The sequence below is a fragment of the Burkholderia sp. AU16741 genome, assembly GCF_002223345.1.
Lineage (GTDB): Bacteria > Pseudomonadota > Gammaproteobacteria > Burkholderiales > Burkholderiaceae > Burkholderia > Burkholderia sola.
Genome location: NZ_NKEZ01000011.1, coordinates 653875 through 670045, shown reverse-complemented (window position 1 = coordinate 670045; position 16171 = coordinate 653875). Strand labels below are relative to the sequence as shown.

Below are 16171 nucleotides of genomic sequence, written 5' to 3'. Positions count from 1 at the left end.
AGGTCGCCCTGGGTGACTTCGTAGCAGACCGTCGCTTTCTGTGTACTCGCATTCGAGCCGGAAGAGGATGCGCCGTACGAAGCCGCAAGACGCCCGGCCAGCAGCCGCCACCCGCGACGGATTCGAACGATCCCTCAATCGATCGAGGCGGCCAGCGAGAACCCGGGGGCGGGGTGTCGCCTCATTTCGGCCAGGAAGCGACGGTCATTCGCCGCTTTGTTCACGAGTCTGAACCATCGACGACAGCGCGCACGTCTGCCCAAGTATTGCCGCTGGCAACGGTTGCGGGGTGATGTAGTGCGGCGTCACCGGATTGGTACGCACCTTGCCTTGACTCACCTACCCGGCACGGTAGACCTCGCCTTCATCGCCGCGGATGGCAGCGCGCCATTCATCCAGCGAGATGGACGGATCATGTTCGATGTGCAGTCGATAAGCCATGGCGGCAACCGGAACGGTAGGGAGAGGATTTCGCTAACACGAATGACGGGTTCGGAAAGAACGGGGCGATCGCACTGACCGCCGAGCCGTCGTTGCCCGCCGCAACTCACCGCCCATCCACCGCCCGCGCCGGAACCGCTGCCACCCCCAAATTCGCGCCACCAATTTTCGGCAACCACGCAAACGCGATCATGACCAGCGTGACGCCCACGACGAGCATCGGCACCACCATCGGCCACGCCCCCGACTGATAGCGCGGTTCGGTGAAAACCGCCGCCGTCTGACCCACGCTGAAAGCGAAGAACATCATGATGAAGCCGGACCACGATACCGCGCGGCCGGCAAGATGAGGCAACCCGCTGACCGCGCCAGCCTGCCCGCACGGCTGATGGATCCCGTGGCCGAGGCAATACACGCCATGCCCGACGAGCAGCGGCCAGATGCTGCCGGGAAAGAGCGCACACCCCAATGCCTGGATCACCGCCCCTGAAAGGCTCAACGTCGCGCCTTGGCGCACCGTTCGCAGCATGCTTTGACGTCGCAGCAACTGCCGGCAACCAAAGGTACTCAGGACATAGACGAGCGTCCCGCTCGCCGGGATCCAGCCGTATCGCTCGGGCGAGATGCCGAGCTGCCGGATGTAGATCGTCGGAGAAAGCAGCAGAAAACAGAACATGCCGGCGTACGTCGACGCGGCCAGCAGCGTCCATACCCTGAACGGGGCATTGCCGAATATCTCGCGCACGTCCCCGGTCGAGTTCCGGCGCGGCGCGATTCTGGCGGCGCTTTCCTCGAAGCCGTACCAGCACATGACCAGCAAGCCGAACGCATAGAGGCTCATCCCCGCGAGTACCCATCGCCAGCCGGCGTGCTGCGTGACATAGGCACCGACGATCGGGGCGAGGAACGCCATCATCCCCATTCCCATGAAACCGCGCGCCATCACGTACGGGCCGTCGCCCGCCGAATACCGGTCGCGCACCGTCGCACGGGCGCATACCAGGATCGCGGCCATGGCGAAGCCCTGCATCGCCCGCGCCGCCACCAGTATCGCGGCCGTTGACGCAAGTGCTGCCGCCAATGCACTCAGCGCATAGAGCGCCAGACCGGTCAACAAGACGGGACGACGGCCGATTCGGTCGGAAAGACCGCCCATCGGCAACTGTCCGACACCGAATATCAGCGCGAAAACGGTGAGGCTGACGCTCGCGGAGCCCAGCGTCGCGGCGATTTCAGGCAGCGCCGGCAGGTAACTGTCGGTCGCCACCGGCTGGGCCGCCAGCAGCAGCGGCAACATGAGCGCGAAGTTCAGGCGTGCGGGGCGCGTGGTGTCCGGCATGACGGTGTTCGGCACGGTCTCGGGCGTGGGAGGAGGGCGGCGGCAAGACAACGGCGCTCGGCGCGGCGCGTTCGTATGGACGCGTCGAGTCTATCCGATCGCGCCTGCCGCTCTTGTCGCGCTCGACGCTGTCGCGCATCGGGATCGCCTGCATGCCGATCCATCGCGTGCTCAGTCGAACGGCACGGCCAGCCGGTCGATCACCGAACTGGTCGCGGGGCGCACGCCGCGCCACCATGCGAACGCCTCGGCCGCCTGCTCGACCAGCATGCCGACACCGTCCGCGATCCCGTGCACGCCGGCGTTTTTCGCGAGCCGGAGAAACGGCGTGAGCCGCTTGCCATAGGCGAGTTCGTAGGCGGTTCCCTTCGGACTGAACACGCTCGGCGGCACAGGCGGCAGATCGCCGGTCAAACTGGCCGAGGTCGCGTTGACGACGAGGTCGAAACGTCCCATCCGCGCGAGGTCCGCGTAGCTGCCGGCCACGAGCGGGCCGCGCCCCGCGACCTGCGAGGCCAGTGCGCGCGCCTTGTCGACGTCGCGATTCGCGATCACGAGTTCCGCCGGGCCGGCTTCGAGGAACGGCAACAGCGCGCCGCGCGCCGCGCCGCCCGCACCGAGCACCAGCACGCGCTTGCCGGCCATCGGCAGATTGAGGTTCGCTTCGATGTCGCGAACCAGTCCGATACCGTCGAAGTTGTCCGCCAGGATGCGGCCGCCGTCGAACTTGAGCGCGTTGGCCGCGCCCGCGAGCTGCGCACGCTCGCTGCGTTCGTCCGACATCGCGAACGCGTCGAGCTTGAACGGCGCGGTGACGTTGATGCCCTTGCCGCCGCCCTCGAAAAACGCACGCACCGTGGCAGCAAAAGCGCCTGCCGGCTCGAGCGGGCCCTCGATCGCGGTATAGCGGAGGTCCTGCTTCGTCTCTTGCGCGAAGAGGCCGTGAATCAGCGGGGATTTCGTATGTCCGATCGGATTGCCGATCACCGCGTATTGATCAGTCATCATTGGCTCGCTTTCGAATAGAGGACACCGTCTGCCTGCATCGCGTCGATTTCGGCCGCATCGAACCCGAGAGAGCGTGCGACTTCCGCGTTGTGCTGCCCGAGATCGGGCGCGACTTCGCGAATCGTCGTATCGCAATCGGAAAACCGGAACGGCAGGTTGGGCAGGCGCAGCGTGCCGTAGCGCGGATGCTGCTGCTCGACGACCATGCCTCGGGCCTGGATCTGCGGATCGTTCAACACCTCGTCGATGCGCTGCACCTTCGCGCACGGAACGTCGATGCCGTCCAGCAGGTCCAGTACCGACGCGACGGAACGCGCGGCCACCCACGGCTCGACCACCGACAGGATCTCCGTACGGTGCGCGTTGCGCCCGGTGCTGTCGTGAAACCGCGTGTCGGCGCCGAAGCCCGCCGGGCCGCCGTGCGTCTCGATCAGCGCGGCGAAGCGCTTCCACGCGTCGTCCACCTGCGCGGCGATCACGAGATCGCCATCCGCGGCGCGGAACACGCCATAGAGGGTCGACGTCGGCATGTCGTGCCCGGTCTGTTCGGGCAGCACGCCCTTCAGCGTGTAGCACTGCACCGCGTATTCGTGCATCGATACCAGCGTGTCGTACAGCGCCATGTCGACGTGTTGCCCGCGGCCGCTCTTCACGCGCCCCAACAGCGCGGCGTTGATCGCCGCGACCGCATGAATGCCGGTGTACATGTCGCCGAGCGAAATGCGCAGCAGCGGCGGGCGCTCGCCCGGCGTGCCGACCATCTGCATGATCCCGCTCTTCGCTTCGGCGATCAGCCCGAAGCCTGCGCGATGCGCATCGGGACCGGTGTGGCCGTACGCCGAAATCGAGCAGTAGACGAGGCCCGGATTGCGCGCCGACAGTTCTTCATAGCCGAGCCCGAGCTTGTCCAGCGCGCCGGGCCGATAGTTCTCGATGAAGACGTCGGCGGAGTCGCACAGCCGCTGCATGAACGCCTTGCCGCGCGCATCCTTCATGTTCACGCTCACGCCGCGCTTGCCCATGTTGAGCTGCAGGAAGTAGCCGCTTTGCTGGTCGTCGAGCACGGTCGCGTGCTGGCGTCCGGCGTCGCCGGAGCCGGGGCGCTCGACCTTGATGACTTCCGCGCCGAGCGCCGCGAGACAGCGGCCGACATACGGGCCGGCGAGGAAATGGCTGTAATCGACGACGCGAATGCCTTCGAGGGGACGTGCCTGCATCACAGTGCCTCCGGACGGCGCGGCACCATCAGCCGATGTTCGCCGCGTTGAACGACCTGCCCGTCCTGATTGATCAGTTCCGACGGCAGCACGACGATGCCCCAGTCCGGGCGGCTCTTGCTGGCCCGCATCGAGCCGACGCGGAACGTCACGTGCAGCACGTCGCCGACCTTGATCGGCAGCAGGAAATCCCAGGTCCAGCCGAGCGACATGCCCGGCAGGAAGCGATAGTCGCTCTGGGTCTTCAGGCCGTCGGCCACGGACAGCCCGAACAGGCCGTGCGCGACGAGGCAGCCGAAATGGCTGGCGTTCGCGTATTCCTCGTCCACGTGAACGGGCGTATGGTCGCCGGTGAGGTCGGCATACGCGAGAATGCGCTCCTTGGTCACGCGATAGGTCGGGCTCGTGCAGGTGTCGCCTTCGCGGGCGTCGTCCCAGTATTTCTCGACGATCGTCATGGTCATGCCTCCGCGCGCGGATTGATGGCCAGTGCCTGCGCGACGCAGGAAGCCGGCCGGGCCTGAATCAGTTCGACGGCGAGCCCGTCGGGCAGGCGAATCCAGTTGCGCCCCTGCGGCATCTCCGTCACGTCGAATCGCCGCGCCGCGGCCAGCGCGGCCTCCAGGTCCTCGCACATCACGCCGAGATGGGCGAGCCGGCCTTCCGGGCCGTCATGTTCCGGCGCGTGGATGAACTGCAGGCCGCCGAGCGTCCAGTACTGCCGCGGCGCGTCGAGCGTGCCGTCCACTTCGCGCAGCGTCATGCCGAGCACGTCCTCGAAGAAACGGATGTGCCAGTGGATGTCCTTCACCCAGATCGCAACGTGTTCGAGATAGGCTTTCGTGGCGCTCATGCGGCTGCCTCCTCGCGTTGGCGATCGGCCATCGCGCGCTCCAGCCCCTTGATGCAGGCGACGAGCGTGGCATTGACGGGGGTCGGCACGCCGTAGCGCTGCCCGCAGCGCACGACCGAACCGTTGATGAAGTCGATCTCGGTGATCGAGCCTTTCTCGAGGCTTTGCAGCATCGAGGTCTTGAACGCGGCCGGCAGCCCCTCGGCGGCGAGCGTCCAGGCCTGTTCGGGATCGGTCATCGACAGTTTCACGCCGGCCGCCTGCGCCGCCGCGATCGCCTCCGCGACCGCCGCGAGCGACGTCGCCTTCAGCAGCGGCTCGTCGTAGAGTTGCCCGTAGGTGAGGCCGGTGAGGCCCGTCAGCGCGCCGGTCGCGACATTCACCAGCAGCTTGTCCCACATCGTGCCGACGATGTTGTCGCTGATCGTCGTCGCGAGGCCGGCGGCATCGAACGCGGCGGCGATTGCCCGCACGCGCGGCGTGATGCGGCCGTCGAGTTCGCCGATGTAGGTGTATTTGCCGATCACGCCGGATTCGATATGACCCGGGCCGCGCAGCACGCCGCCGACGTAGGTCTTGCCCGCGAGGACGCGCTCGCGGCCGACGGCGTCGCTCAGGATGTCCTCGTGGCCGAGGCCGTTCTGCAGCGACAGCACGACGGTATCGGGCCCGACCAGCGACAGGGCGCCGCGGATGGCCGCGTCGGTGTGGAACGACTTGACCAATACCACGACCACGTCGGCCGTGCCGACTTCGGCAGCCTGCGTCGTCGCGTGCACACGTACCTGCCGGGTGCCGCGCGCGTCGTCGACCCGCAGGCCGTCACGGCGCATCGCATCGACGTGCGCGGGCGAGCGGTCGATCAACCAGGTCTCGTGACCGCCTTCGGTAAGGGTGGCGCCGATCGCACAGCCCAGTGCGCCAGCTCCCAGAATCGCGATTTTCAATGGTGTCTCCTTGACGTATGGCCTCACGATAGGAGTCGTCGCTCATGTCGACAATGCAATGGATACAATGGCGTCATTGCCCTGGACAATAATGCGACGATGCCCGCCGATCTGCCGGACCTGAAGCTGCTTCAGCTATTCGATCTCCTGTACGACGTGCGCAGCGTCACGCGCGTCGCCGAGCAACTCGGCCAGAGCCAGCCGACGGTCAGCATCTGGCTCGGCCACTTGCGGGAACACCTGCACGATCCGCTTTTCATCCGCACGCCCGGCGGCATGGCGCCGACGCCGCAAGCCGACGCGCTGATCGGGCCATGCCGGGAAATCCTCGAATCGTTGCGGCGCTTCACCGCGTGGGAGATCGCGTTCGACCCCGCGACCGCCCAGCGACGCTTTCGCATCTGCATGACGGATGCGAGCCACGTCACGCTGCTGCCGCGGCTGCTGGCCCATGTCCGCGCGCAGGCGCCGGGCGTCCGGCTGGAAGCCGCGCGGATCGACGGCAATACGGAGCGGGCGCTCGAATCCGGCGAAGCCGATCTCGCGATCGGCTACGTGCCGTGGCTGGGTGGCGGCATTTACCAGCAGAAGCTGTATGACCAGGACTGGATTTGTCTGGTGAATCGGCATCACCCGAGGATTCGCGGCCGGCTCGGGGTCAAGCAGTATCGCGCGGAGGGGCATGTCGCGATTACAGCGGGAACGGGGGCGCAGCTCCTCGAACAGGCGCTGCGGCAGGCGCGCATCGAGCGGGACGTTGTGCTGGAATTGCCGGGTTTTCTGGGGTTGGGGGCGATCGTTCAGACGACCGACCTGATCACGACGCTACCTCGTCATATCGGTGAGATGCTGGCCCAGGCCAACGATCTGGCGGTTCATGCATGCCCGATTCCAGTCGAGGGTTTCGCGGTGCGGCAGCATTGGCACGCACGCTATCACCACGAGGCCGGCAACCGGTGGCTGCGCGGCGTGGTGATTCGACTGTTCGGGGCATCGCATTGATCCGTGGCTTCGGCGTTCGCGACGGAGACTGGAAATCTCGCGGCTTTCGGGCGTTTCCAGTTTCGTGATTGCGCTGATACCGAACCGGCGCGGCTTCACGACACCGGACAATGTCCCCGTGATCGGCGGAAGGCACGACGCGTCACGAGAACCTCGGGGCTGGTCACCCCTCGGAGGCGCCCCATCCCTGGCTGCTAACGTCTGCCAGCGCGTCGAACACGGCCGGCGAGCGTTCCAGACGCGCGATCGTGCGGGCGCCTTCGAGCGCGGCGACCAACGCGGTCGCGGCTGAGGATGCGCGCGCGGAAGCAAAACCGCACCCCCTGAAATGCGCCGCGATCACCTCGGTCGAATCGGCAAACCCCCGCGCGACCCGCTCGGTCAGCTCGGCGTCGAGCGCGGGCAGTTCGTTGGCCAGGTTTTGCATCAGGCACCCGTACTGGAAATCGGCGGCGACCATTTCGGCCGCAAATGTGCTGAAGAGCCGACGCACGAAATCCAGCGCATGACCGGTCGTTTCGGCCGAGATGTTCTGCAAGACGGACATTCGATTCGTGACGTACTGATCGATTGCTTCTTCCGCGAGTTGGGCCTTGCCGCGGGGAAAGTGAAAGTAGAACGACCCCTTGGGCGCACCGCTTTCCTCGAGGATCTGGGTCAGTCCGGTCGCGGTGTAGCCCTGGATGCGAAACAGCCGTTCGGCCGTGGCAATCGCGCGAGCGCGAGCGTCAGTCTTGCGTGTCATGGCGGAAAAGTACCACGTTTGGCTTGACCCGACTATGGCGATCGCCATAGTATGGTGATCACCCTATTCCGGAGCGCCGCGATGCCCGTCGACAAGAGCAAGCCATCGGCGCCGAGACGAACCGTCCTGGCAATGGGCGCAGCCGGTCTGGTTGCGGCGTTGCTTCGACCTGCCCGCGCAAACCCCACACGAGAAGGTGATCTGGCCATGCCGACCTACGCCGCAGGAACGCTTCCCAACGGGGTGCGCTCGCGCATGATCCACGGGGTGAACGGCCTCGATGTCCATATTCTCGAGGCCGGCCATGAAAGCGCCGGCCGGCCGCTCGCGTTGCTTTTGCACGGCTTTCCGGATCTGGCTTACGGCTGGCGACATCTGATGCCCATCCTGGCCGACGCGGGATACCACGTCGTGGCACCCGACCAGCGGGGTTATGGACGCACCACCGGTTGGGCGAACGACTATGATGCCTCGCTCGCGCCGTTCAGCCTCTTGAATATGACGCGCGACGCTCTCGGATTGGTTTCGGCGTTGGGGTATCGGCATACGTCGATGCTCGTAGGGCACGATCTCGGCTCGCCCGTGGCGGCGTATTGCGCGCTGGCGCGACCTGACGTCTTTCCGTCGGTGGTGCTGATGAGCGCACCGTTTCCTGGCCCGCCGGCGCTTCCGTTCGACACGGCGCGAAGCGAGGCATCGTCGGCTCAACCGAACAATGACGGTCGGAAGCTGGCGGCGGCGCTTGCCGCGCTCGATCCGCCGAGACAGCATTACCAGCAATACCTCTGTACGCGGAACGCCAACCGGGACTTGTGGCACCCACCGCAAGGGTTATCCGCGTTTCTTCGCGCATTTTTCCATGTCAAGAGCGCCGACTGGCCGGGAAACAAGCCGCATCCGCTGAAGGCGCTCACGGCCGCGGAACTGGCGCAAATGCCCACCTACTACGTGATGGATCTCGGCAAGACGATGCCCGAAACCGTCGCGCCATTCCAACCGTCCGCCGCCCAAACCCTTGGCTGCACATGGCTGACCGACGCGGAACTTGGCGTGTACACCGCGGAGTACGGCCGCACCGGGTTTCAAGGCGCGCTTCAGGCTTATCGTGTGTTGTCCGATCCCGACCTGAACGCGGAGTTGCGCCTGTTTTCGGGCAAGACGATCGACGTCCCTTCGCTCTTCATTGGCGGCACGAGCGATTGGGGCACTTATTCGGCGCCGGGCGCGCTCGATCTGATGAGAACGAAGGCGACGACGAGCATGCGTGGCATCGAGATGATCGACGGCGCAGGCCACTGGATCCAGCAGGAGCAGCCGGCCAGACTCGGCGAACGCTTGCTCGCCTTCGCGAAGGCGTGAAGCCGGGGGCGCGGTGGAATAGGGCGCTTTTCGCGACCGGCGGCGGTTGCCGCGTCAGGTCGGGGAGGCCGTTTCGGCGCCGAACCGCTCGACCACGAATTCAGTAAAACTGCGAAGCTTCGGGGACTTCTGCTTCTGTTGCGGATAAAGCAGATGCATCGACCGCTCGGGGGCGGCGAAGTCCGGCATGATCTCGATGAGCCGCCCCTCGAGAATGTCCTCGTGGATCAACATCGAAGGCAGCATCGCGATACCCAGCCCGCTCAACGTCGCCCGTCGCAGCGCTTCCGCGCTGTCGATTTTCAGTCTGCCGTCCACGCAGAGGGTCGTCGGCCCGTCCGGACCTTCCAGCATCCAGTGAGATTGCGCCGCGTGCCATTCCGATCGGGGCGGATACGCATACGTCAGGCAGTGATGCTCGCGCAGCGCGTGCGGCGTAGTCGGCGCGCCATGTTCGTGAACGTAAGCGGGCGACGCACACAGTACCAGCCGGTATGGCGTCAGCGGACGCGCGACCACATCCGGGCTGGCGAGCGCGCCGATGCGAATGGCGGCCTCGAAACCTTCGTCGAACAGATCGGCGAGCGAGTCGGTTGCGACGATATCGAGCTTGATCTCGGGGTAGCGCTGGTAATAGTCCGCGAGCGCGGGAATCAGGCACTCGTTCGTAAACACGACAGGCGCCGTCACGCGCAGACGCCCTCGTGGATGCTTGAGGTGATCGAGTGCAAGCTGTTCCGTGTCGTCGACCAGACCGAGGACTTCGACGCATCGCTCGTAATAAGCCTGGCCGAACGCGCTGACTTTCTGCTTACGGGTCGTGCGGTGAACGAGGACCGCGCCCAGCCGACTTTCCAGAGCCTGAAGGTAGTTGCCGACCATCGTCGGCGACAGATCGGACGCCTGCGCGGCCGCCGTCAGGCTGCCCGTTTCCACGATGCGGACGAATACGGCCATCGCCTTGAGGAGATCCATTGCGCAATGGTACTGGATTCTGTTTCAAGGTGCGGCGCGTTTATCGGCCGCCGGTTTGGAAATACATTGCGATGGAAATGCATTGCGACAGGCGAGCGAAAGGAGGGCAGAAATGCGGTATGAACTTACGACGTTGTCGTGTCCGCTTCCGGACCAGAATATCGTGTCCGGCCGTGCGCATCACTGGATATCGGATGCCGACGCGCGCGGGCGGCTGCTTGGTGCATGGCGCACGGAAATTGGCGAGTTATCGCGAATTGTCGTGCTGCGTGGCTTCGAGACGATGGATGAATTGCAACATGAACGTAATCGGGCATTGAGCGCCGAGCGACCTTTCGGGATTGAAAGCGCGTCCGTTCGACTGAGCATGGAAAGTTACGCACTTTTTCCTTTTCTACCCGACATCGAGCCGGCGGTATTGGGCGACTTCTATGAGATTCGTCGCTACTGGCTGAAAGCCGGCGGTGTCGCGCCGACCATTTCCGCGTGGGAACGTGCGGTGGGCCCGGCCAAAGCCTATACGTCGCATCTCGTTTGCAACATGTACGCGCTCGATGGACCGCCGCGCATCACGCACATCTGGGGATTTTCGAGTCTGGAAGAACGCATGGCGTTGAGAAAGCGGCACTATGCCGAGGGCCTGTGGCCGCCGGGAGGCGGGCCGGAGCAGATCGAAAGGGCGACGTCGACGATCGGCTTGCCGGAGGCGTGGTCGCCGTTGCGTTGAGTGCGCCGCGGGCGCGGCACGTTTGGGTGGATGGCACGCGGCATCGACCGAGTCGATGCGTTGCATGGGCACGGCGGCATTGGAGCTTCGGTTGCAGGCCGCTTACCGATACGTCCAGCGCCGGTGCAGCACGAACGTCGTCGGCGGGATCAGCAGCGCGATCGCGACGACGCTCATCGCGCGCGATGCATCCAGCGCCTCGGCGGCGCGCGCAAGCAGCATCGTTTCGACGAACCCGACGAGCGTGACCGCGAGAAAGCGCGTGGCGTTACGGGTGCGCACCGTCGACGAGAAGCTCCACAGTGTATTCGCCAGATACGAGAACGCGGTCGCGCAGAGGAACGCGACCGCATTCGCGCTCACCGGCGTCGCATCGCGCAGCGCGAACAGGGCGGCGGCGACCAGCGAGTGGATCGCGGTCGAGCAGAGCCCGGACACGCCGAAACGCACGAGCCGCGTGCGCTCGGCCTGGAGCAGCGCGATCATGGCGCGAGCGCGTCAGCGTGCGCCGATGCGCGCCCGGACCGGCTGCGCGCGCCGGCGGGCGGCCTGGCGGCGTGCGTCGCGCGCGACCGGCAGTTCGATCACCTTGCCATGCGTCTGGTAGCGGCGGCGGATCAGGTACACGGGCCGTTGCTTCGATTCGTCGTAGATCCGCCCGACGTATTCGCCGACGACGCCGATCCCGATCAGCTCGATGCCGCCGATGAACAGCGTGACCGAGATCAGCGACGCATAGCCGAGCACCGGATTGCCGAACAGCAGCGTGCGCAGGATGATGAACGCGCCGTACACGAACGCGAGTGCCGCGATGCCCACGCCGATATAAGTCCAACTGCGCAGCGGTACGGTGCTGAAGCTGGTGATGCCTTCCAGCGCGAAATTCCACAGCTTCCAGCCGGAGAATTTCGAATGTCCGGCGCTGCGCGGATCGCGCTGGTACTCGACGATCACGGTCTTGTAGCCGACCCATGCGAACAGGCCTTTCATGAAGCGATGCCGCTCGGGCAGGTTGCGCAGCGCGTTCACGACCTTGCGATCCATCAACCGGAAATCGCCGACGTTCTCCGGCAGCTTCACGTCCGACAGCAGGTTGTGCACGCGATAGTAGACCGCGGCGGCGGTGCGCTTCGCGAACGAATCGCAGGCGCGGTTGCTGCGCTTCGCGGCGACGACCTCCGCGCCGTCGCGCCAGTGCTCGATCAGCACCGGAATCAGGCTCGGCGGGTCCTGCAGATCGGCGTCGAGCGGGATCACCGCGTCGCCGGCGGCTTCGTCGAGGCCGGCCGTCAGCGCGGCCTCCTTGCCGAAGTTGCGGGTGAGATCGATGACGCGCACGCGCCGCTCGGCGGCGCCGATCCGGACCAGGCGCTCCAGCGTGTCGTCGCGGCTGCCGTCGTTCACGCAGACGATCTCGAAGCGGATCGCATCGATCGCGCTCATCAGCGGAATCACGACGTCGAAGAAGCGCTCGACGGCTTCGCCTTCGTTGTAGAACGGTACGACCAGCGAGACGAGCGGCGTGTAGATGGATTCCCGCATGATGATTCCCCTTGTGATGTCGTTTTACCGGTGGGCGCCGAGCGTCAGGCGGCCGGTGCGGCGCATGCCGTGCGCCGGGCGGTGGTGCGGTCGGACCGGGTGTGCGAATTCGGTCTCGGTCGAGATGTCGCGCGCGTCGGGCATCGACGGCACGTCGCGTCTTTCCTGGGCGATCCGGCTGACGAGCAGCGCGAGCGACGCGAGCGTCACGAGCGGCATGAACTGGAACGCCAGATGCGGCACGATCGCGAGGCTCGCGAGCGGCATCGGCCACAGAAGCATCAGCCATTCGCGATCGAAGCGCCGCCAGCCGTGCGTCCATGCATAGCGGGCGTACCACGCGATCACGATGCCGTACCAGGTCAGGTCGTAGTCGTACAGGTAGGGGCTGACGAGCAGGCATGCGCATGCGAGGGTCGCGGCGCGCAGCGCATACGAACACGCGCCGCGCCACGCATAGACGACTGCGATCGCCGCACCCGCCGCCGACACCAGTTGAAGGCCGCGCGCGACGAGCGCGGGCCAGCCGGCCATCGTCGCGAGCGCGAACAGGGTCGGCATGCGCGCGAGCTTGGCGTGGCCGGTGCCGACGATCGTATAGACGTGCGCGATCAGGTGCATGAACGCGATCCATGGGCCGACGCCGAACGCGAGCGTCGCGAGCAGGGCGCTGACGGCGATCGTCGCGGCCCATGCGCCCAGCGCGCGCCATTGGCCGGCACACAGCAGCGCGAGCGGGAACAGCACCGCGAGCTGCGGCTTCATCGTCAGCAACCCGAAACAGATGCCGGCGAAGACGGGGCGGCGATTCAGCGCGAGCAGTCCGAACGCGGCGAGCGTCGCGGTGAAGAGGCTCGTCTGCCCGACGATCACCGTGAGGAACGCGCCGGGGAACGCAAGCGCGCAGAGCCACGCGACATCGCGCTGCACGGTCGCGCGCATCGCCGCCGCGAACAGCGCGATTCCGATGCCGAGCCACAGCACGAGCGCCAGCGTGTACGGCAGCCAGCCGAGCGGCAGCACGAGCAGCAGCATGGTCGGCGGATAGAGCCATGGCAGCGTGCCGTCCGCGAGGGTCATCGTCGGGATTGCGTGCTGTTGGACCGCGAACAGCGTGGAGTAATGCCACGCGTCGGCTCCGTGCCCGTGCGCGGCGAGCCATGCGGCGCTCCAGACCGGCGAGAAATCCTGCGACAGCGGCTCCAGCGCGCCGTCGTGCGACAGGTGCACGCGGATCAGGTAGATGACGATGAACAGCAGCTCCGTCAACAGCACGGCGGCCGCATAGAGCCGTACGCGATCGCGGTTGAGCCAGTGCGGACGGCGGCGCGGGCCGGCGATCGGGAGTTCCGGATGCACACTGGCGGCCGGGTGCGCGTGGCGGGCGAACGACGGCGTCTTCATCGTGCGCTCCGCGAGGCGAGCGCCGTGCGGCGCACCACCACGAACAGCACCGCGAGCAGCACGACCGGCCCGATCTGCGGCAGCTTCGTCAGTCGGTTCAGCATTTCGAAGATCGGCAGCAGCCACGCCAGCACGAGGATGCCCTGGTCGCCGGGCAGCCAGCCTTCGTCGAGACCGTGCGCGATCAGGCAGAAGACCGCGATGCCGAGCCACGTCAGTTCGTAGTTCCAAAGGTACGGCGTCGTCAGCAGCGTGGCGACCGCCAGCGCCGCGCCGCGCAGCCGCATGTCGCGCGTGCGGCGCCATACGTCGACGGCCGCGGCGAGCGCGACGAGCGCGACCGCCGCCTGGGCGGCCAGCGCGGCGGCCACCGGCGCGCCCGCGAGCCGCAGCGCGGCGAACGGCGTCGGCGACGCGAGCCAGTACGACGCGAGCATGAAATGCTGCTCGCGTACCGTCGACATCGCATGACTCAATCCGTGCAGCGCGGCGGGGCCGGCCAGTGCGACGCCGGCGGCCGCGAACAGCGTCGCGCTGAGCGCGGCCGCCGCGAAGGTGCGCCATGCGCGCGTCGCGATCAGCACGAACGGGAACACGACCGCGAGTTGCGGCTTGATCGCGAGCAGCCCGATCAGCACGCCCGCCACGACCGGACGCTTGCCGAGCAGATGCAGCGCGAGGGCGGCGAGGCCGGCGGTCAGGATGCTGTTCTGGCCGAACAGCGCGGACATGCACACGGCCGAATACGCGACGACGACGAGCGTCGCGGCGCGCGGCACGGGAAGATGCGCGCGCAGCCCCGACAACCGCGAGACGGCGAACGCATAGCATAAAAGACTGCCCGCGAAAAAGAGGAAGTAAGCGGGCAGGAAAGGCACGAGGGCAACCGGGGCGATGAACAGCAGCATCGTCGGCGGATAGAGCCAGGGAAGCGGCCGGTTTTGCAGATACGCACCGAAGTGCGCGAACTCGGCCTGCAGGAATGACGACGTGTCGTAGGCCGCCGCGGCATGGCCTTGCAACACGAGATGCGATGCGGTCCAGAAGACCGAGAAGTCGGTGCCGGGGCGGGCGGTGGCGTTCGACGTGAAGCCGTCGGTCACGATACCCCAGACGATCAGCAGCGCCACGAAGAGCATCAGCATGATGCAGCTGTACGGAATGATCCGGTCGGCCGTCAGCCATTGAGCACAGCGTATTGCGCGATCGCGCGTTTCACGATTGGCTGTGTACATGATGCCCCGTCTGTCGTGTGGCCGCGTGGTCTGTCGCAGCCGTTTGATGTTGTCGTGCCTGCGGATCGATCGCGCTGAAATGGCGTTGTCCGGTGAATTCATTGTTGAAGAAAAAAACGCGTGATGCAAACCAGGCACGGTCGGACGGCATTGAATGTGTTCAGCGATTCGGGCGAAAACCGCCATTTCTGGTATGAGAAAACCCCGCCGCCGGGATTTGTGTTTCTGGCCTGAAACATTCCGTGATTTTTACCGAGCGGGCATGCCGCCGAACTCTCCACGCGCGAGCGACTCGCCGCGTTCGGGAAAATCCCGAGAAAATTTTTTAGGCCCTTTGTGCAGCGCGGCGACGGGGTTTCATGCCGGCTGCATGCGCCCGAGCCGCATATATCAAAGTTGAAACATTTCGGCAGCCGGGCGTTTGACGGGCAGGCGTGCGGATCGCCGGAACCCTTGATACGCCTCGATTCCGCCCGGGATGGTCCGCTCTTTGCGTAAGCGTTGGCACGGCAGTCGACGATGTGGCGACCGGGCGGTTCAGGCAACAAGCAGTGGAACCGGCTCGCGAATCGCCTGCGGAAAGGATGGTCCGGAGCGCGTTGGGGAACATGCGGCTCCCGTCCGGTCAACCGCGGAAACCGTCGTCGAACGACCCATCAGACCTGGCAGCTTCCGGGCAATAAGAAATCGGCATGGCAGTACATGGGGAATAAAAATGAACGACCACAGCACATCGCGGATCGCAAGCCGCGTTAAAGACACATTGCAGCTTTGCCGGGAGTTCCTTTTCCGTTCAACCGGATTCCATGCGTCGAATGGCCGTCGTGCCGTTCCGGTCGCTCGAGCCGCCCGATTCGTCCGGCCGGTCGGACCGTACACGCGTCTCTCATGCTCCGTCTCGCCGATACCCGTTCGTACGGACCGCGGTAGTCCGCCCCGTTTCCGCGACTGATCGTCGGCTTCCGATTTCCAGCGTAGTGCCGGTGGTGCCCACCCCGACGTCCCGACCGACGAAGGGTATTTCATAGCAGTCCGAAAGGAGAGTGCTCATGTCAAGAGTCATCGAAAAGGTCGCGTGGTTCGTCCAGGATCAGGACGGCGTGACGGCCATTGAATACGGCCTGATCGCCGCGCTGATCGCGATCGGCATCGTCGCCGCCCTGGCGACGGTCGGTACGGATCTGAAGACCGTGTTCAGCACGATCGCCGCGGATCTGGACTCGGCGGTAGCAGGCCTCTGATGGATGGTACGACGAACGGTTTATCCGATCGTTCGAATCGTTCGTCGGCGCCACACGGCATCAACGATATTCCTCGCCGTATCGATGCACGGTCGTCCGACCAGCCGGTGCGCGAGGCTTTTGAAAGTCACCACGA

General features: G+C 65.7%; 16 protein-coding genes. 4 read left to right on the top strand and 12 right to left on the bottom strand.

Annotated elements, in window-relative coordinates; translation table 11 throughout:
* Positions 1 to 547: 547 nt before the first annotated feature.
* The 6 genes from CFB89_RS32055 to CFB89_RS32030 all read right to left on the bottom strand — a co-directional run bounded on the left by CFB89_RS32055 (position 548) and on the right by CFB89_RS32030 (position 5805).
* On the bottom strand, positions 548 to 1780 hold the full coding sequence (locus CFB89_RS32055) for an MFS transporter (RefSeq protein WP_089471459.1): 1233 nt from the start codon (positions 1778 to 1780) through the stop codon (positions 548 to 550).
* A gap of 171 nt (positions 1781 to 1951) precedes the next feature.
* Positions 1952 to 2785, bottom strand: coding sequence for a shikimate dehydrogenase (gene aroE, locus CFB89_RS32050; RefSeq protein ID WP_089471725.1), 834 nt, complete (start codon positions 2783 to 2785; stop codon positions 1952 to 1954).
* On the bottom strand, positions 2785 to 4005 hold the full coding sequence (locus CFB89_RS32045; RefSeq protein ID WP_089471458.1) for a CaiB/BaiF CoA-transferase family protein: 1221 nt from the start codon (positions 4003 to 4005) through the stop codon (positions 2785 to 2787). The genes aroE and CFB89_RS32045 overlap by 1 nt, the downstream gene beginning before the upstream one ends.
* Entirely contained in the window at positions 4005 to 4463 is a 459-nt protein-coding gene (locus tag CFB89_RS32040) for a MaoC family dehydratase (protein WP_089471457.1), read from the bottom strand. The genes CFB89_RS32045 and CFB89_RS32040 overlap by 1 nt, the downstream gene beginning before the upstream one ends.
* Before the next feature lie 2 nt (positions 4464 to 4465).
* The gene (locus CFB89_RS32035; RefSeq protein WP_089471456.1) at positions 4466 to 4858 is read right to left on the bottom strand and encodes a VOC family protein; all 393 of its coding nucleotides are present in this window, start codon (positions 4856 to 4858) and stop codon (positions 4466 to 4468) included.
* Positions 4855 to 5805: a ketopantoate reductase family protein gene (locus CFB89_RS32030; RefSeq protein WP_089471455.1), complete on the bottom strand. Its 951-nt coding sequence runs from the start codon at positions 5803 to 5805 to the stop codon at positions 4855 to 4857. The genes CFB89_RS32035 and CFB89_RS32030 overlap by 4 nt, the downstream gene beginning before the upstream one ends.
* Before the next feature lie 81 nt (positions 5806 to 5886).
* On the opposite strand from CFB89_RS32030, the gene CFB89_RS32025 reads away from it, so the two are divergent.
* Positions 5887 to 6807: a LysR family transcriptional regulator gene (locus tag CFB89_RS32025; protein ID WP_089471724.1), complete on the top strand. Its 921-nt coding sequence runs from the start codon at positions 5887 to 5889 to the stop codon at positions 6805 to 6807.
* A 163-nt stretch (positions 6808 to 6970) separates the two neighbouring features.
* Here CFB89_RS32025 and CFB89_RS32020 read toward each other — a convergent pair whose 3' ends face one another.
* Positions 6971 to 7600: a TetR/AcrR family transcriptional regulator gene (locus CFB89_RS32020; RefSeq protein WP_089471454.1), complete on the bottom strand. Its 630-nt coding sequence runs from the start codon at positions 7598 to 7600 to the stop codon at positions 6971 to 6973.
* A gap of 207 nt (positions 7601 to 7807) precedes the next feature.
* Here CFB89_RS32020 and CFB89_RS32015 point away from each other — a divergent pair, with 207 nt between their 5' ends.
* Positions 7808 to 8911: an alpha/beta fold hydrolase gene (locus CFB89_RS32015; RefSeq protein ID WP_089471453.1), complete on the top strand. Its 1104-nt coding sequence runs from the start codon at positions 7808 to 7810 to the stop codon at positions 8909 to 8911.
* A gap of 54 nt (positions 8912 to 8965) precedes the next feature.
* On the opposite strand, the gene CFB89_RS32010 is transcribed toward CFB89_RS32015, so the two are convergent.
* A complete protein-coding gene (locus CFB89_RS32010; protein ID WP_089471452.1) occupies positions 8966 to 9886 on the bottom strand; it encodes a LysR family transcriptional regulator in 921 nt (306 codons plus the stop codon).
* A 112-nt stretch (positions 9887 to 9998) separates the two neighbouring features.
* On the opposite strand from CFB89_RS32010, the gene CFB89_RS32005 reads away from it, so the two are divergent.
* A complete protein-coding gene (locus CFB89_RS32005) occupies positions 9999 to 10613 on the top strand; it encodes an NIPSNAP family protein (protein WP_089471451.1) in 615 nt (204 codons plus the stop codon).
* Positions 10614 to 10715: 102 nt separating this feature from the next.
* On the opposite strand, the gene CFB89_RS32000 is transcribed toward CFB89_RS32005, so the two are convergent.
* Genes CFB89_RS32000 through CFB89_RS31985 form a run of 4 tightly spaced genes read right to left on the bottom strand, consistent with a single transcriptional unit; the run spans position 10716 to position 14794 of the window.
* On the bottom strand, positions 10716 to 11099 hold the full coding sequence (locus tag CFB89_RS32000; RefSeq protein WP_089471450.1) for a GtrA family protein: 384 nt from the start codon (positions 11097 to 11099) through the stop codon (positions 10716 to 10718).
* 12 nt (positions 11100 to 11111) lie between these two features.
* A complete protein-coding gene (locus CFB89_RS31995) occupies positions 11112 to 12155 on the bottom strand; it encodes a glycosyltransferase family 2 protein (protein ID WP_089471449.1) in 1044 nt (347 codons plus the stop codon).
* 24 nt (positions 12156 to 12179) lie between these two features.
* The gene (locus CFB89_RS31990; RefSeq protein ID WP_089471448.1) at positions 12180 to 13559 is read right to left on the bottom strand and encodes a glycosyltransferase family 87 protein; all 1380 of its coding nucleotides are present in this window, start codon (positions 13557 to 13559) and stop codon (positions 12180 to 12182) included.
* On the bottom strand, positions 13556 to 14794 hold the full coding sequence (locus CFB89_RS31985) for a glycosyltransferase family 87 protein (RefSeq protein ID WP_089471447.1): 1239 nt from the start codon (positions 14792 to 14794) through the stop codon (positions 13556 to 13558). The genes CFB89_RS31990 and CFB89_RS31985 overlap by 4 nt, the downstream gene beginning before the upstream one ends.
* A gap of 1049 nt (positions 14795 to 15843) precedes the next feature.
* Between CFB89_RS31985 and CFB89_RS31980 the strand changes: the two genes are divergently transcribed.
* A complete protein-coding gene (locus CFB89_RS31980) occupies positions 15844 to 16035 on the top strand; it encodes a Flp family type IVb pilin (RefSeq protein ID WP_089471446.1) in 192 nt (63 codons plus the stop codon).
* Positions 16036 to 16171 lie beyond the last annotated feature (136 nt).

What these genes read in the sequence shown, in the direction of transcription:
- CFB89_RS32035 (WP_089471456.1), bottom strand. Translation starts at nt 4,858, where the DNA reads ATGAGCGCCACGAAAGCCTATCTCGAACACGTTGCGATCTGGGTGAAG.
- CFB89_RS32010 (WP_089471452.1), bottom strand. Translation starts at nt 9,886, where the DNA reads ATGGATCTCCTCAAGGCGATGGCCGTATTCGTCCGCATCGTGGAAACG.
- CFB89_RS32000 (WP_089471450.1), bottom strand. Translation starts at nt 11,099, where the DNA reads ATGATCGCGCTGCTCCAGGCCGAGCGCACGCGGCTCGTGCGTTTCGGC.
- CFB89_RS32005 (WP_089471451.1), top strand. Translation starts at nt 9,999, where the DNA reads ATGCGGTATGAACTTACGACGTTGTCGTGTCCGCTTCCGGACCAGAAT.
- CFB89_RS31995 (WP_089471449.1), bottom strand. Translation starts at nt 12,155, where the DNA reads ATGCGGGAATCCATCTACACGCCGCTCGTCTCGCTGGTCGTACCGTTC.
- aroE (WP_089471725.1), bottom strand. Translation starts at nt 2,785, where the DNA reads ATGACTGATCAATACGCGGTGATCGGCAATCCGATCGGACATACGAAA.
- CFB89_RS31980 (WP_089471446.1), top strand. Translation starts at nt 15,844, where the DNA reads ATGTCAAGAGTCATCGAAAAGGTCGCGTGGTTCGTCCAGGATCAGGAC.
- CFB89_RS32045 (WP_089471458.1), bottom strand. Translation starts at nt 4,005, where the DNA reads ATGCAGGCACGTCCCCTCGAAGGCATTCGCGTCGTCGATTACAGCCAT.
- CFB89_RS32020 (WP_089471454.1), bottom strand. Translation starts at nt 7,600, where the DNA reads ATGGCGATCGCCATAGTCGGGTCAAGCCAAACGTGGTACTTTTCCGCC.
- CFB89_RS31990 (WP_089471448.1), bottom strand. Translation starts at nt 13,559, where the DNA reads ATGAAGACGCCGTCGTTCGCCCGCCACGCGCACCCGGCCGCCAGTGTG.
- CFB89_RS32055 (WP_089471459.1), bottom strand. Translation starts at nt 1,780, where the DNA reads ATGCCGGACACCACGCGCCCCGCACGCCTGAACTTCGCGCTCATGTTG.
- CFB89_RS32040 (WP_089471457.1), bottom strand. Translation starts at nt 4,463, where the DNA reads ATGACGATCGTCGAGAAATACTGGGACGACGCCCGCGAAGGCGACACC.
- CFB89_RS31985 (WP_089471447.1), bottom strand. Translation starts at nt 14,794, where the DNA reads ATGTACACAGCCAATCGTGAAACGCGCGATCGCGCAATACGCTGTGCT.
- CFB89_RS32015 (WP_089471453.1), top strand. Translation starts at nt 7,808, where the DNA reads ATGATCCACGGGGTGAACGGCCTCGATGTCCATATTCTCGAGGCCGGC.